The organism is Chromatiales bacterium (assembly GCA_024234935.1).
Taxonomy (GTDB): Bacteria; Pseudomonadota; Gammaproteobacteria; order Steroidobacterales.
The window spans coordinates 495,170-510,879 of the sequence record JACKNI010000002.1; the positions used below are offsets into that span (position 1 = coordinate 495,170).

At 62.6% G+C, this 15,710-nt stretch carries 12 protein-coding genes; 4 read left to right on the plus strand and 8 right to left on the minus strand.

The window, feature by feature from the left end; genetic code table 11:
• Nucleotides 1–38: 38 nt before the first annotated feature.
• From H6979_07705 to H6979_07735, 7 genes are all read right to left on the minus strand, one after another.
• Entirely contained in the window at nt 39–1,016 is a 978-nt protein-coding gene (locus H6979_07705; GenBank protein ID MCP5139725.1) for a malate dehydrogenase, read from the minus strand.
• Nucleotides 1,017–1,101: 85 nt separating this feature from the next.
• Nucleotides 1,102–1,446, minus strand: a complete 345-nt coding sequence (locus H6979_07710; protein MCP5139726.1) for a hypothetical protein — start codon at nt 1,444–1,446, stop codon at nt 1,102–1,104.
• A gap of 430 nt (nt 1,447–1,876) precedes the next feature.
• Nucleotides 1,877–2,200: a P-II family nitrogen regulator gene (locus tag H6979_07715; protein ID MCP5139727.1), complete on the minus strand. Its 324-nt coding sequence runs from the start codon at nt 2,198–2,200 to the stop codon at nt 1,877–1,879.
• Nucleotides 2,197–5,346, minus strand: coding sequence for a CusA/CzcA family heavy metal efflux RND transporter (locus H6979_07720; GenBank protein ID MCP5139728.1), 3,150 nt, complete (start codon nt 5,344–5,346; stop codon nt 2,197–2,199). The genes H6979_07715 and H6979_07720 overlap by 4 nt, the downstream gene beginning before the upstream one ends.
• An 11-nt stretch (nt 5,347–5,357) precedes the next feature.
• Nucleotides 5,358–6,359 (minus strand): efflux RND transporter periplasmic adaptor subunit, encoded by a 1,002-nt coding sequence (locus H6979_07725; GenBank protein MCP5139729.1) that lies wholly within the window; start codon nt 6,357–6,359, stop codon nt 5,358–5,360.
• Nucleotides 6,356–7,609 (minus strand): TolC family protein, encoded by a 1,254-nt coding sequence (locus H6979_07730; protein ID MCP5139730.1) that lies wholly within the window; start codon nt 7,607–7,609, stop codon nt 6,356–6,358. The genes H6979_07725 and H6979_07730 overlap by 4 nt, the downstream gene beginning before the upstream one ends.
• Nucleotides 7,610–8,399: 790 nt before the next feature.
• Complete coding sequence (locus tag H6979_07735; GenBank protein MCP5139731.1) at nt 8,400–10,421, minus strand: EAL domain-containing protein; 2,022 nt, start codon at nt 10,419–10,421, stop codon at nt 8,400–8,402.
• 186 nt (nt 10,422–10,607) lie between these two features.
• On the opposite strand from H6979_07735, the gene H6979_07740 reads away from it, so the two are divergent.
• The 4 genes from H6979_07740 to H6979_07755 all read left to right on the plus strand — a co-directional run bounded on the left by H6979_07740 (nt 10,608) and on the right by H6979_07755 (nt 15,085).
• Entirely contained in the window at nt 10,608–11,936 is a 1,329-nt protein-coding gene (locus H6979_07740; protein ID MCP5139732.1) for a response regulator, read from the plus strand.
• 141 nt (nt 11,937–12,077) lie between these two features.
• Nucleotides 12,078–13,640 carry a glutamate--cysteine ligase gene (locus H6979_07745; protein MCP5139733.1) on the plus strand — a complete coding sequence of 521 codons (1,563 nt, stop codon included), beginning with the start codon at nt 12,078–12,080 and terminating at the stop codon, nt 13,638–13,640.
• Nucleotides 13,641–13,739: 99 nt separating this feature from the next.
• Nucleotides 13,740–14,426, plus strand: coding sequence for a hypothetical protein (locus tag H6979_07750; GenBank protein MCP5139734.1), 687 nt, complete (start codon nt 13,740–13,742; stop codon nt 14,424–14,426).
• A gap of 2 nt (nt 14,427–14,428) precedes the next feature.
• Entirely contained in the window at nt 14,429–15,085 is a 657-nt protein-coding gene (locus tag H6979_07755) for a hypothetical protein (protein ID MCP5139735.1), read from the plus strand.
• Nucleotides 15,086–15,104: 19 nt separating this feature from the next.
• Here the strand turns inward: H6979_07755 and H6979_07760 are convergent, their stop codons facing one another.
• A complete protein-coding gene (locus H6979_07760) occupies nt 15,105–15,704 on the minus strand; it encodes a hypothetical protein (protein ID MCP5139736.1) in 600 nt (199 codons plus the stop codon).
• Between the last annotated feature and the right edge of the window lie 6 nt (nt 15,705–15,710).

Below are 15,710 nucleotides of genomic sequence, written 5' to 3' on the forward strand. Positions count from 1 at the left end.
GGAGCATCCGGTACAGGCGGCTCCCTGTCGAAGTCCGTTCAGAGCAGGGCAGCGATCGCTTCGCGTTCCTGGCGCAGTTCTTCTTCGGTTGCGCTCATGCGCTCACGGCTGAAATCGCTGATCGGCAGACCCTGCACGATCTCGTACTTGCCCTTCGCGCAACGTACCGGATACGAGTAGATGATGCCTTCCTTGATTCCGTAGCTGCCATCAGACGGTACCGCCATGCTGACCCAGTCATCGCCGGGCGTACCGAGCGCCCAGTCGCGGATATGGTCGATCGCCGCTGATGCGGCAGAAGCCGCGCTGGACAGGCCGCGCGCCTTGATGATCGCTGCGCCACGCTGCTGAACGACAGGAATGAACTCGTCCTTCACCCACTTGGCATCGACGAGCTCGCTGGCGCGTCGCTCATTGATCACCGTCTGGCTGATGTCAGGATACTGGGTGGCTGAATGATTGCCCCAGACGGTCATGCGGCTGATCTGGGTGACATGCGTACCGGTCTTCCGGGCAAGCTGCGCCAGGGCACGGTTGTGGTCAAGTCGCATCATGGCGGTGAAGTTGGCGGGATTCAGCGTCGGTGCGTTGGCCTGTGCGATCAGCGCATTGGTATTGGCCGGATTGCCGACCACCAGCACCTTCACGCCGCGGCTCGCATGTTCGTTGAGCGCCTTGCCCTGCACCGAGAAGATCTTCGCGTTTTCGCGCAGCAGATCACCGCGTTCCATGCCCGGGCCGCGCGGCTTGGCACCGACCAGCAGCGCGTAGTCCGTATCCTTGAAGGCCACATCCGGCTGGTCGGTGGCGACCACGCCCTGCAGGGTCGGAAACGCGCAGTCTTCAAGCTCCATGACCACGCCGTTCAGCGCGTTCAGCGCCGGTGTGATTTCCAGCAACTGCAGGATCACCGGCTGGTTCGGTCCGAGCAATTGCCCGGAGGCAATGCGAAAGGCAAGCTGATAGCCGATCTGGCCGGCGGCACCGGTGATAGTCACTCTCGCGGCTTTGGTCATGGGACTTGAATTCCTCTTTGCGGCGCGCGGATTCTACCCGCCATGGGGGACCCCGGCCAGATCCGCGGACCTGGTCCAGGTACGGTTACTTGTGGGCAGCCTTGTAGGCCTTGATCTGTTCGTTGAAGCGCGCAGCCATGGCTTCTTCCGCATCGACGGCTGCATTGTGCCGCTTGATATGCATTTCCCGGGTTTCCGGCGTCTTTTCCTCTTCCGGCAGGGCAGCCTCTTCGGCATCCAGGCAGGCCATATAGGCATCCATGTCGGCAATGTATTTCTTGACGGTGGCGGATGCAGCGTTCATTTCCGCTTCGCTGGATTTCGCGCCATCGGGGAGGGCGACGTCAGCTGGATACTCGCAGGCAGCTGCAGCGGAGTTGGAGATGGCAAAGGCGATACCGAGTACGGCGGTCATCATGAATTTCTGCATGGCGCGGGGTCTCCGGTTGAGAATGATTGTTATCCACGATATCCGATTATGCCGCAGCCTCAGCCGCGTGCGAACAGGCTGCGTGCTTGATCTGTGCCATAGAAATTCCGCCTTCCTATATGACACCGCCGAGATCAGCATCCTGCCTGACCCCGGTGTCGGGAATCTCAGGGCAAGGCCAGTAGAGGCTTTCCGGACGGAAGCCACCCATGTCCAGCAAGGCACTTTTCAATGTGTTCCTCGTCCGCTGGAAGAGCCAGCCTCTGATTGGGCCGGCCAGTGTGTTGAGAGCGGCACACCGACAGCGCCTCGCGAAAGTTGTCGATCTTGTGCGGCCTATGGGTGGGCAACAGGCAGCCGGATACTGCAAGACTGCAGACAAGTACAGACAATAAAACAGGTGCTGTTCGCATGATACTTGCCTCGACCCTTATGGGCTTGCCTCGCCGATCGGCAGCACCTCATCCACGGTACTGACATACACCCAGCCAGAAATCTGCGGGCCAATACGGGCATGGGTCCGGATAATTGCCGTGACGGCTTCCACCTCGTGGTCATCGCAGACCAACTCAAGCTGCGCCTCCGCGATAAGAAGGCCGCCCGCTTCCAGGGTGAAATCCATTTCTGTTTCGCTGACGGCGCGTAGCATGCCCTTCGACTCCAGCAGCGATATTCTTCGAAAGCCGGCTTCGGACAGCGCCTGGATCACGTCCGGCGCACGCACGTGGTGGATGAAGGACTTGATCAGTTTCATGCGGGGGACTCCTTGGCTACGGCAACCGTCGGCAGGGGCCTGGCGTTGGGACGCCAAACCATGCGGTACAAACCCGGCAGAACCAGCAAGCTAAGGACCGTTGACGAGATGATTCCACCGATCACCACCGTCGCGAGCGGCCGTTGAACCTCGGCTCCCGTGCTGGTATTCAGGGCCATCGGCAGAAAGCCGAGGGCTGCTACCAGCGCGACCATCAGTATCGGACGAAGGCGCAGCATGGCCCCCTCACGGATGGCGTCTTCAATGCCCAGTCCTTCAGCCAGACGCTCCTTGAACGCAGACACCATGATTACGCCAGTCAGAACAGACACGCCACACAACGTGATGAATCCGACCCCCGCTGTGATCGACAGTGGAATGCCCCGGAACCACAAGGCGATCACACCGCCCGTCAGGGCAAGTGGGACGCCACTGAATACCAGTGCGGAGTCCCGGGCAGATCCGAAGGTCATCAGAAGAAGCGCGAATATCATCACCAGCGTGACCGGCACCAGCAAGGTCAGGCGCTCGGTCGCTGACTGCAGTTGTTCAAACGTGCCACCGTAGGCGAGCCAGTAGCCGGTTGGGAGCCGAACCTGATCGGCGATCTTCTCCTGCGCTTCCCGAACAAAACCGCCCAGGTCGCGACCACGAACGTTTGCCGAGACGACAAGCCGGCGTTTGCCGTTCTCGCGGCTGATTTGATTCGGCCCTGGCGCCAGTTTCAGAGTTGCCACTTCACCGAGCGGCACATAACCGCCAGAGCTTAGCCGAATCGTCAATCGCTCCAGTGCAGACAGGTCACTCCGCAACTCTTCCGGTAGTCGGACGACGAGAGCAAATCGTTGATCACCCTCGAAGATCTGACCGGCCTCCTCGCCCCCGGTGGCTGCGGCCAATACGTCCTGAATGTCGGCCACGTTCAGGCCGTAGCGATACAAGGCATCGCGATTCGGCTCCACTGACAGCACTGGCAGGCCCTGGACCTGCTCGACTTTGACGCCCTGGGCGCCCGCAACGCCATTCAGGACAGCGGCAATGCTGTTACCCGCCTCCAGCAACTTGCCGAGATCATCGCCGTACACCTTGACGCCAAGGTCGGACCGAACCCCCGAGATCAGTTCGTTAAAGCGCAGCTGGATGGGCTGGCTGATCTCGAAGGCATTTCCGGGGACCGCTTCCAGGCGCCTCTCGATCTCGGCAGACAGTTCTGCTTTGGTCTTGTCCGGATTGGGCCAGTCCTGCCTGTCCTTCAGCATCACATAGCCGTCGGAAATGCTTGGCGGCATTGGGTCCGTTGCCACTTCCGCGGTCCCAACGCGTGTGAAGTACGTCTTGACCTCTGGCAGGTCCGACAGCGCTCGTTCGAGCTGGAACTGCATTTCCAGGGACTGGGTAAGGCTCGTACCGGGAATACGCAGAGCCTGCACCGCGATGTCGCCCTCGTCCAGGCTGGGTATGAACTCGGAACCCATTCGCGATCCCAGCCAGCCACAAAACACCACGAAGACCACGGCGCCGGCCAGAATCGGCAGGCGCAGGCGCAGTGCCGCATCAAGGACGGGAACGTAGGCACGCCGTGCTCCCCGAACGAGCAGGTTTTCCTTTTCCTCGATTTTGCCGGTCAGGAGTATGGCAACGGCCGCGGGAACAAATGTCAGAGACAGAACAAGTGCGGACAACAGCGCGAGAATTACCGCAAATGCCATCGGCTGAAACATTTTTCCCTCGACACCCGACAACGCCAATATCGGCAGATTCACGAGGATCACGACCAGCACGCTGACCAGACTGGGGGTAAACACTTCGCGCGTCGCCACGAAAACGGTGTTCAAACGCTCGTCGAGGGTCAGGAGACGACCCAGACGATGCTGGCGGCCACCCAGCCGTAGAATGCAGTTTTCCACGATGATCACGGCGCCGTCGACGATCAGACCAAAATCGAGCGCGCCGAGGCTCATCAGATTCGCCGAGACCCTGGTACTTACCATGCCCGAGATCAGCATCAGCATGGCGAGGGGGATGACGGCGGCGGTCAGAAGCGCGGCTCGGACATTGCCCAGCAGCAGCAACAGTACCGCCACGACCAGGACCGCCCCTTCAAGGAGGTTGTTGCGCACCGTGGCGATGGTCTTGTCGACCAGCACCGTGCGGTCATAGACCGGTTTCGCGGTGACACCCTCTGGCAGCGTCCTGGCGATCTCGGCCAGTTTGGCAGCCACGGCCGCAGAGACCGTTCGGCTATTCTCGCCGATCAGCATGACCGCTGTGCCGAGTACCGTTTCCTTACCGTCATGGGTTGCGGCGCCGGTTCGCAACTGTTTACCGAGCCCCACGTCCGCTATATCGCGCACCGTCACCGGTATTCCGTCCCGGTGGGTGACAATGACTTGTTCGATGGATGCGATATCGCCAACCTGGCCCGGCGAGCGGATCAGATACTGCTCACCGTTGCGCTCGATATAGCCAGCACCGACGTTAGCGTTGTTCTTCTCCAGTGCGCTGACCAGATCATCAAAGGTCAAACCAAGTGCCAGTAACCGCGCCGGATCCGGCGTGACGTGAAACTGTTTCTCGTAGCCACCGATGGTATTGACCTCGGTGACCCCACGAACCTGCCGCAGTTGGGGACGGATGATCCAGTCCTGCAGGGTGCGCAGTGCGGTCGCATCATAAGGCTGACCGTCGGGCTGCCGGGCATCGGGTTCAGCGTCTACGCTATACAGGAAGATCTCACCCAGACCGGTCGCGATGGGCCCCATCACTGGTTCAAGCCCGGCCGGCATCTGGCTCCGGGCGCCCTGGAGCCGTTCATTGATCAGGTTTCGCGCGAAATAGATGTCCGTGCCGTCATCGAACACGACCGTCACCTGTGACAGCCCGTACCGCGAGAGCGAACGGGTGTACTCGATGTGTGGCAGGCCGGCGATGGCAGTCTCGACCAGGTAGGTAATCCGCTGTTCGACTTCCAGCGGCGAGTACCCGGGCGCACTGGTGTTGATCTGCACCTGCACGTTGGTGATATCCGGTACGGCGTCGATTGGCAGGCGCTGGAAGCTCCAGATGCCCGCGGCGGCCACGAACAATACCAGGGCAAGAACCACCCACCGACGCGCGATGGCAAACCTGAGAAGTGCGTCAATCATGGTGGTTGCCCTCAGTCCTCGTGCTCGGCTGTGCCTTTGCCGAGGTCTGCTTTGAGAATGAAACTGTTCCGGGTGACATAGCGATCACCGGCCTTCAGGCTATCAAGAATTTCAGTCAGCTCGGCGTCACTGCGCCCAATGCGGACGGGTTGCGCACGAAAGCCGTCGGGAATTTCCAGAAACACCACACTGCGCTCTTCGAGGGTCTGTAGTGCCTCATTCCTGATTGCCACCGGGACAACGATCTCCGCCAACGTCACGTCCGCACTGACGTACAGGCCCGGCGCCCAACGGCCATCCTGATTGTCAAGCAGGACGCGGGCCGTCAGGGTCTGACTGCTTGCGCTGCCGAAGGGCGCCACGTAGGTGACCTGGCCCTCGGCGCTCTGTCCCGTGTCACTGCTCCGCACGCGGACTGACTGACCGACGCGAACCTGAGCCCGATCGCGCGGGAACAGCGACACCTCAACCCACACGGTTGCCAGGTCAGCCACCGTGAAGAGCGGCTGGTTGCCGGTCTGCTCACCGGGATTGGCGTCACGCGCCGTCACCACGCCGGTCAGCGGGGACGTCACAGCATAGGTACGCAGGCTTTCGTTGCTTTCGACCGTGGCCAGCGTTTCCCCCTGACGAACGGGATCCCCAACCCGTTTGGAGACGCTGCGAATCGCGCCCGGAAATCGCGCCGTCACCTCTCGTACGCGCTCGGCATTGGGCGCGATCACGCCGTACAGCGACAGTTGCTCGCGGATAGTGCCTGCGCCGGCTTCGGCCACCTCGATCGACGCCCGCTGGATCTGCTGCGCTGACAATCTGACGCTGTCGGCGGCTTCTTCGTCGCCGTGGTTATCCTGGCTGTCGCCCGCATGGCCCGGCTCCGCGGAATCATGATCTCGATCGTCACCGGCAGGTGTGGGCTGTTTGTCGGAACACCCCGCAGCAACACCCAGAATGAGTATCGCCACCGCGGTGACGAAAGACACCAACAACGTTTGTGTTCTGGTCCTGTTCATGGCCGTTCCTGATTACTGTTGTTCTCGTTGGCAAGGGGCTCGCCAGTGAGGCGTTCGATTTCGACCTGCAGCGTCTGGGCGCGCTCGGCCGCTTCAATGAGCGCCCGCCGCGCCGCCTGCCACGTGCGCTGGGCATCCACCAGCTCCAGGTAGCTGTAGCGCCCCCGCTCGTAGGCGTAATCCGTCTGCTCGAGTGCTTTTTCCAACCTGGGAAGGATCGTGTCCTGAACCGTGCGTGTCTCCGCAATGGCCTGACGCAGTTCCTGGTACAACCCGAATAGCTGGGTCCGCGCACGAAGAACGGCGACCTGACGATCTACGTCGAGCCGGTCTCTGCGAGCCGTCGCCTCGGCGATAGCTGGCGCGGCACGTCGACCGGAAAACAGGGGAACCGAAACGCCGAGCACGAAGGCCTGGTCGTTAGTTGCTTCCAGTCGCCGCACGCCACCGGATACTTGCAGGTCGGGCCGCCGCTGGCTGCGAGCAAGCCTGATTTCTGCTTCACGAAGTCGGGCTTCCGAAGTAAAGCGCAGAAAATCCGGGTTAGCGTCCAATCGCCTTGCCAGCGACTCGAATTCCACCGGTGAAGGCAAGCGATAGAGATCCGCTGTGATCACACCAAAGCGGTCGTCAGGCTCACCCCAAAGGGCGGCGAGCTGGCGGCGGGCAACTTCCAGCTGCTGTTCTGCGGACCGTTCGTCGAGTTCTGCAGTCGCCAGCGCTGCCTGTGCCCGGAGGAGTTCCGCCTCCGGTGACCGGGCAGCAGCAACGCGTCGCTCCACGTCTTTCACGGTCTCGCGCGACACTTCTGTCGCATTGCGAGTCAGTTCAAGCTGCTCCTGATGAGCAGCAATGAGAATGAATCGGCGCGTAACCTCCGCCAACACATCGAGTTGGGCCGCCTGCTGCTCAATCGAAAGTACATTGCGGCCAGCCTGAGCAGCCGCGGTGCGGAGATTCCGTTTGCCACCCAGCTCAATTACCTGAGAGAGCCGGAATGTCGCCTCAGCAGAATCCAGTCCGCGATCTTCGCCACTGCCGAGAAAATTCTCCAGCTCCATCGATGCTTCGGTGGCGGGTCGTTGACCGGCACCGACGATCCGCGCGTCCTGGGCCTTCAGGTCAAATCCGAAGCCGCGTAGCGCGGGGTTCGCTGCCAAAGCCCGCTCAATGGCCTGCCCCAACGTCAGGGGACTGGCTGTCGGCGCAGCAACAGTCTGCGATTGTGCAAAAGCGCTGTTCAGCGCCAAGCCAAGAATCAGACTGCACGCGCCCGCAGCGCGTGCTCGAAACAAGTCCATGGATGTCTCCCGGTCCAAGCGTCGCAGCCGAGTGCGACGCGACAACGTCGAAAAAACGCAGGGAGACTAGGCCGGAGGGCCTCTGAGAGGTGGGCGGAGGAACAGAGGCAATGCCGGAAGCGGCGCACTACGAAACCTGGGCAGACGAAGCGCGTGACGAAAGACGCCAAGAACGAGAAGAACGATCAGGAATAGCACCGCATCGAACCCCGGAGGCCAGACCTTGGCGACAACCGGGCTGGTCACGTCAACCGTTTGGTCTTCATGGGTATCATCGGTGCCGAGTATTGCTTCGTCGTCAACGGCACCGGAAGAATGCAGTGCAATGGCTGGTCCGGAACCGTCCAGGCAAAAATGCAGATGAGGTCCACCGAGCCGCGGCAACAGCACCACAACGCAAAGAATCGCGAATAGAGCCAGGGTGGTTCGTGACGGGTTCTTCAATTGGACAAGTTGCCACAGAGCTGCATTGTTGAGAGGGTAGGCTACGCCCGCAGTGACTCTCAAGTCCAGTGCGGCGGCCCTGGCCGCACAAACCGTAACGACCTGCGAAAGCAGATAAGGCGCTCAAAGGGCCTGTTGCCAACGACCTGCGGTAGCGCAAGCCGAGAGATGCTGCAGACGGTTGCGCCGCGGGGTTCGTCAAGGTGCAGCGCAACAGCCCTTGGGCAGCGAGCGAGACCCGGCCGGCGCCTCGTACTGATAGGCCCCGGCCTCTAAGGCCGATTTCGACGCAGCCTCAGCCGCGGGCGAACAGGCTGCGATAGCGGCCGGCTGTGCCGCCCTGATCCAGCAACAGATCACGGAAATCATCTGCGGCCATCACCCGGCCAAACAGCAGGCCCTGCGCGTAGTCGCAGTTCAGCGCCTTCAGAAAGCGCAGCTGCTCTTCCGACTCCACGCCTTCGGCCACCACGTCGAGGCGCAGCGTATGACCCATCTCGATGATCAGCGCGACGATGGTGGCCTGGTCGTGGCCGGTTGTCGCGTGGCGGACAAAAGACTGGTCGATCTTCAGCGTGGCAATCGGAAACTGCTGGAGCGCGCTCAGCGATGAATAGCCGGTGCCGAAATCGTCGATGGCCAGGCGCAAGCCCATCTGGTGCAGTTCGGTGAGGATTCGCGTCGTACGTACCGGATCCTCCATCAGCGTGGTTTCGGTGATTTCCAGTTCGAGGCTGTCGGGCGAAACACCGTGCTTGCTGCAGATGGCGCTGACCCGGCTGATGAAGTCGCGCTGTTTGAGCTGGCGCAGTGACAGGTTGACGGAGATCCGGCCCGGGTTGATGTCGCTGTCCCGCAGGCTGCGATAGTCGCGACAGACCCGGTCCAGCACCCACTCACCGAGTTCGAGTATCAGGTTGCTCTCTTCGGCCAGCGGGATGAACTCGGAGGGCAATACCAGACCACGGTCGGTCAGCTCCCAGCGCACCAGCGCCTCGGCGCCGGCGATCGAGCCGTCACGCAGATCAACCTTGGGCTGGTAGTGAACGCGGAGTTCGTTCTTCTCGAAAGCCTTGCGGAGACGGCTCTTCAGCATCAGCCGGTCAACCGCTGCAGCGTTCATGTCCGGGTGATAGACGTCGAGTGCGCCGCCACCCTGGCGTTTGGCGCGATAGAGCGCGGCATCGGCGTTGCGGATCAGGTCGATGACGTTGTTGCCGTCAGCCGGATACAGGGAAATCCCCGCGCTGACCGTGGTATAGATCTGGTGACCCTGAAACATCAGCGGCTCGCTGATTGCCTCCTGCAGCAGGCGCGTCGTCGCCACGACCTCGGCGCGCAGATTGCGCCCCGGATCAAGGTTGTCGAGCACCACCCCGAACTCGTCGCCGGCCATACGGCCGATGACAGAACCTTCAGGCAACAGGTTGCGCAGCCTCGTGGTGAGCGTTTCCAGGCAGAGGTCGCCCGCCGTATGCCCGAAGGTGTCGTTGATCTCCTTGAACTTGTCTACATCCATGTAGATCAGCGCCAGGCGATGCTTGCCACGTCGCGCGCGCGCCAGCGCCCGCTGCAGCAGATGCTGGAACTGCATGCGGTTCGGCACCTTGGTCAGCGCATCGATGCGCGCCAGATAACGGATGCGCTGCTCGGCGAGCTTTCGCTCACTGATGTTGTGTACGGTAATCACGTGGCCGCGGAGTGCCGGATCCTCACTGCCGAGTTCCGCACAGCTATAGGTCACCGGTACTGCATCACCGGCGGCATTCAATAATATGGTCTCGCGCGTACGCCCCTGGTTGTCGCTGAGGGAAAAATCGGCACGCTGGTTTTCGGCAACCAGGCTGATCAGCGGCTGGCCGCACAGTTCCGCATTATCCCTGCCGAGCAGGCGTTCGGCTGCGGGATTCACCCGGTTGATGCTCCCGTCGGTGCGCGTGACGATGAGCGCATCCCTGAGGGTACGGATAACCTGGCTCAGATATTCGTGGGAACTGCTCGCCTTCAGCAGGGCGACGCGCAGGCGTTCAAGCTCGTCGGCCAGGCCATGCAGTTCGCCGGGTGCGGGCGGCTTGAGTTCGCCGACATGCTCGACGTGCGTGAGCCCTTCCACCGTCGCGGCCAGTTCGCGGATCATCCGGCTCCGGCGCCGGAGCCGCAGCCGGGTAACGATCAGTCCCACGAGCAGCACGACCACGAGCAGGCCGATCACGGCGTTCGCCAGTGTCACCGCCAGCGACGGCGCTGCATACACCGGCGCGAAGCCGCTGGCGGCAAATACCAGAACGTACCGGAGCGCCTTGAAACGAGACTGCATAGACCGGGCCATACCCCATGCGGGTCATTCACGTGGGCCTAGCATGACGACCGGGCGCGGCGTGGACAAGTTGCTTATGGCACATCGGCAGGCTGATGGCGCCAACTGTGTTGCAGCGCGCACGTTGCTGCCATTACGGGGTTTAGAATGCCGGCATCGCCATCTGGCGTCGGGGTCGCCCCTGGCATGGGCTACAAATGCGCGCTGATCGTCGATGATTCGCGGACTGCCCGCGAGGTTCTGCGACGCATGCTCGAAGCCCACGAGCTGCGGGTGGAAACGGCCGAATCTGCCGAAGCGGCGCTCGAATACCTGAGCGCAAATCGACCGGATGTGATCTTCATGGATCACATGATGCCGGGCATGGATGGCTTCCAGGCGGTGAAGGCCATCAAGGAAAACCCCGCCACGGCCACCATCCCCGTGATGATGTACACCTCGCAGTCCGGCGACCTGTATGTGGGACAGGCCCGCGCGCTTGGCGCCGTCGGTGTATTGCCAAAGCAGATCAAGCCGGTTGAAGTGACCGAAGTGCTGCGCTCCCTGCGCCTGCTGTCCGGCTCGGAGCCGGTGCATGCCCGCCGCGCCGGCGACAGCCCGTCGGGGCTCTCGGGTATCGAGTCGGTGAATTCACCCGCTGACTGGTCTGACCTGCATCGCTGGCTGCAGGAGATGCTCGCCGACCACAATCGCGCCTTGCGCACCGACCTCGAAGCCACCGTCCGGCAGGTGATGGGCGAGCGGCCGGAAAATTCGTCCGGCGCAGTGAAGGCGGCAACCGGCCGCACACAGCTGCCATTCTGGCCGGCAGGTGCACTGGTGGCGATCCTGACCGTCGTCGCGGCAATTTCATTCTGGCTGCATCTCGATTCCGAAACCCGCTGGCGCGAGGTCGCCCGCCAGAATCTCGGGCTGGTCAGGGCGCTGGGCGAGCAGCGGGCGGGCCGCACACCCGGTTCCGGCAAATCATCGCCGGTAACCGGCACCACGGCCGCGGCGGTGGACCGTTCAGCCGGAATTGCCGCTGCGCTCGAATGGAGCGTCAATCAGGCGGCGAGTTATCCGCCGGATGAGCTGCCCTTGGGCGACACCCGGCTCGAGATGCTGAAGGGCCTGCTCGACAGGCTGCGCAGCCTGGATTTTCGTGGCACGGTGCGGCTCGAAAGCCATGTCGGGGACTTCTGCATGCGACGTGCCGGTGATGCCAGCTGGAAGCTGGCTGCGGATGAGCTGCCGATAACGCGCTGTGACCGTCTCGGCCTTCCGGCCAGCGAAGCGCGTACCGAATCCGGCCGGCAGTCGGTGGCATTCGCCAACTTTCTTGCTGATCCCGCCATCAGCAGCGGACCCATCCGCATCGAGACCGAAGCCTTCGGCAACACGGAGCCGCGCGTCCCCTATCCGGCAGCCACCGATGGCGTAACTGCCGGCGAGTGGAACCGCGCAGCGCGTGCCAACCAGCGCGTCGAGATCCGCCTGCTTGCCGACCCGGCGGTCATTCCGACGGACCAGTAACACGGCTTGTCACTGTAAACCTGGCCGGGTGATTGCCAGGTGGCGGACTTTGGGCAGATCAGTGCAGGGATAACGTGTAATCTGGCGCGCTGGCCAGAACCGCAGCTGACCGGAACAACCAGAAAACGCAGAGGAACATGCGTGGGAGATCTGCTCGAAAACCGCTTGCTCAGACTGTCAGCGCCAGAGGCAGCCGGCCTGGTACGTGGCGGGCTGCGTGGCGTGGAGCGGGAGTGCCTGCGCATCACGCCGGATGGCCGGCTGGCCCGGACCCCGCACCCGAAGGCACTCGGCTCGGCACTGACCAACGCCTGGATTACCACTGATTATTCCGAAGCGCTGCTCGAATTCGTCACACCGCCCCAGTCCTGGAACTGGCAGACGATCCAGTTTCTCTGCGACATCCACCAGTTCACGATGGAGCGGATCGGCGACGAGTTGCTGTGGCCACTCAGCATGCCGTGCCGGATCACGAGCGATGCCGATGTGCCTATCGCCTACTACGGCACATCCAATATCGGCCGCATGAAAACCATCTACCGGCGCGGCCTCGGCCACCGCTACGGCAGCATCATGCAGGCGATCTCCGGTGTGCATTACAACTATTCGCTGCCGGATGCCTTCTGGCCGCTTTACCGCGAACTCGAAGCAGACGATTCCGCACCGCAGGACTTCCGCTCCGCCGCATACCTCAGTGCGGTGCGCAACGTCCGGCGTATGGACTGGTTGCTGCTGTACCTCTTCGGCGCCTCGCCCGCGTTGTGCAAGAGCTTTGTACAGGGCCGCGAATCAGGACTCGAAGAGCTGGATTCCGCAACCCTGTATGGTCCCTGGGCCACCTCGCTGCGCATGAGCGATCTCGGCTATCGCAACGACGCGCAGGCAAATCTCGTCGTTTCAGCGAACAGCCTCGACGAATACGTCCGGGACCTCAGCGAGGCTACGCATTTGCCGCGAGCCGAGTTCGCGCGTATCGGCGTGAAAGTCGATGGCGAGTATCGCCAGCTCAACGCCAACCAGCTGCAGATCGAGAACGAGTTCTACAGCACGATCCGGCCCAAGCGCGTCATCGAGCCGGGCGAACGACCCACGGCAGCACTGCTCCGCGGCGGCGTGCAATACGTCGAGCTGCGGGCCCTTGATATCAGCCCGTCGGACCCGGTCGGCCTCAACCAGAGACAAATGCGTTTTCTGGAAGTCTTCCTGATTTACTGCCTGCTGCTCGACAGCCCGCCCATCTCTGCTGCCGAGCAGGAGTGCATCGACCGGAATCACGGCCTGGTGGCGCGGCGCGGGCGCGAGCCGGGTCTGCAGCTGGCACGCGGCGAGGGTGAGATATCCCTGCCGGAGTGGGGTATCGCGATCTGCCGCGAGATGGAGGCAGTCGCCCGGCTTCTGGATCCGGACGGGAGGCAGGGACATGTCGAGGCAGTACGGCATCATGCGCGGATTGTGGAGGATTCATCCCTGACGCCCTCCGCAGCACTCATTGCGGAACTGCGCGACAAGCAGCTTTCGCTGGCCAGCTATGGTCTGGACCTGGCCAGGCGCACCCGCGACTACTTCCTGTCGCTGGGCGCAGATCTGAACCAGCATCGTGAGGCTCTCGCTGCCGAAGCCGACGACTCGCTGCGCAGACAGGCGCAGATGGAAGCCAGCGACGAACTGGATTTCGACGAATATCTGGCGCGCTACCTGGCCTGAGCCCGATTCATCGCGCAGGCGACGTGACGGCCGCACTGTTGCTGTCCGGGACGGGCGTTTACACTGACCGTACGACTGTTCAGCGGGTGGGGCCCGAAGATGTCGCGGCTATTTGTCGGCACTTTTGTTGCTGGTCTGCTGCTCACCGGACTGGCCGCCAGTTTCTGGCCGCTGCCTGAGCACGCACGGTACCGTTCGCTGACGACCGTACTCCCCGATGGCGGGCGACAGGAAGATTTCATCATCCGCTGGCCAGATGACCGCATCAGGCGCAACGGTGAAAGCGGTACGGGGCTGCCGGCAGATGCGGTAACAGGCGCTGCCGTCCTTGAAGACAGCGCCGGTCAGCGGGTATCGGCAGAAATATTTCGCGTACGCGATACGGACGACAACGTCATCGGGGTAGCCAGCCGCATGGCCGGCACCGGTGGCGCCATCGCCGATACGAACCGCTCCGTATCCAACTGGCTGGTGGTAATACCCAGTCGCGGTGCGATCTTTCTCAGCCAGCCCGATGCCTTCGACACCACGGCGCGTCAACGCGACACCCTGAACGGCGTAATTGCGCTCAGCATGATGCAGAGCCGGGCACTCTGGAACAACACCAGGGAGCGGCGCATCACTGCAGCCACACCCCGCTACGCCGGCCGGATTCTGCGCGGCACCAGCGAGTTTGCCGGATTGTCCGGCAGCTTCAGCGAAACCTGGAAACTTGACGGTATCAACCCGGACGGCAGCACCCATGGCCGGATCATCCTCTCCACCCTGAGCGAAAGGGTCGAGTGACGATGCGCTGGCTGATCGGCATTCTCGGGCTGATACTTGGCATCGTTGCCGGCGCAGCGCTGCTGCTTTTCAATCCGCTGATGGTACGTGGGCCGCTGGCACCGCTGAAAGCAGATCTGGTGCCGGACAAGAGCTATCGGATGGACGATTACCGCGGCATGAGTCCGGATCTCGTCAGCCTGCTCCGTGGTGGCACACGCTCCGGCGAAACAGCGCTGGCTGCGCCGGCGCTGGCGAATCTGCGCATTGCGATCATCGTCTTGCCGGCCGGCAATGGGCGTCCGGCCGCGCTGGCCGTCAAGGTTTCAACGCTGGCCGAGCAGAACGCTCTGTGGCGCGCACAGCTCGGCACGCTGGATTACTGGAATCTTTTCTGGCCCGGCGAGGGCAGCGTCTTAGCCAGTGGTTACAGCAACTACTGGCCAATGGTGCAGGACCGGTTCCTGACCATGCTGCCGGGTGCCAATGCGAACGCGGAACCGGCCTACGCGCTTTCTGTGCCGCCGCCCGCCGGAACGCTGGCCGGCGTCAGCGGTGCTGCTGGCCGCTATGCCGGCTACATTGGCGAGATCCGCGAAAGCCTGCTGCCGGCCACCACAGGTGAACCGGGCTGGCAGCTCTCGCTCAAGGCCAGTCCACCGCCGCTGCGCAGCCGATGATGCGGCAGCGGCCTGGAACTCAGCTCACCGGTGTCAGCGCCCCGCTATGGATAAGGGTGCTGGGCAGCACGTAATACCCCGCACGCAAGGGAAGATCGAGCCAGTCCGGTGTCGGTGCCAGATCAACTCCGGCCTTGCGAAACGCCAGCCAGACGAGTTCAGTGCAGTACAGACGGCGGTGATCTTTGAGGTCGAAGTCGCCATCGAAAGCCGTGTGTTTCCGGTCGTAGCTGAATGCTTCCATGACAGCCGCCCGGACCTGTTCCCGGGAGCCGCCAGCCAGCCGGTAAACCGCTGCCTGGCGCGCGTTGCCGGTCGACAGATAGTCACGCAGCGGCTCGACGCGGACGCCATCCCGATCGCCGGGAAATGCCGGCGGCAGACTGTGGATCACCACCCAGGCGCCATCACGTCGCGCGAGAATCCCCACGTGCGAGAACTGCGGCGTGGGATCCAGGGCCAGCACAGCACCGCTGACCGCATCATGCCCGGTGCGAAAAACCAGGTCCCCCTCATGCAGCGCTTCCGGCAGCACGACCGGCCGCGCGGGAAACTCCGGTTCGACGGGGCGCGTTGCCGCAACTGTCCATGCGGCGATCAGCAAGATGACGCCAGACAAGCCGAT

Bases quoted from the DNA above. Each gene is read 5' to 3' on its own strand.
- H6979_07705 (MCP5139725.1), bottom strand. From the start codon at position 1,016: ATGACCAAAGCCGCGAGAGTGACTATCACCGGTGCCGCCGGCCAGATC.
- H6979_07710 (MCP5139726.1), bottom strand. From the start codon at position 1,446: ATGCAGAAATTCATGATGACCGCCGTACTCGGTATCGCCTTTGCCATC.
- H6979_07715 (MCP5139727.1), bottom strand. From the start codon at position 2,200: ATGAAACTGATCAAGTCCTTCATCCACCACGTGCGTGCGCCGGACGTG.
- H6979_07720 (MCP5139728.1), bottom strand. From the start codon at position 5,346: ATGATTGACGCACTTCTCAGGTTTGCCATCGCGCGTCGGTGGGTGGTT.
- H6979_07725 (MCP5139729.1), bottom strand. From the start codon at position 6,359: ATGAACAGGACCAGAACACAAACGTTGTTGGTGTCTTTCGTCACCGCG.
- H6979_07735 (MCP5139731.1), bottom strand. From the start codon at position 10,421: ATGCAGTCTCGTTTCAAGGCGCTCCGGTACGTTCTGGTATTTGCCGCC.
- H6979_07740 (MCP5139732.1), top strand. From the start codon at position 10,608: ATGGGCTACAAATGCGCGCTGATCGTCGATGATTCGCGGACTGCCCGC.
- H6979_07750 (MCP5139734.1), top strand. From the start codon at position 13,740: ATGTCGCGGCTATTTGTCGGCACTTTTGTTGCTGGTCTGCTGCTCACC.
- H6979_07755 (MCP5139735.1), top strand. From the start codon at position 14,429: ATGCGCTGGCTGATCGGCATTCTCGGGCTGATACTTGGCATCGTTGCC.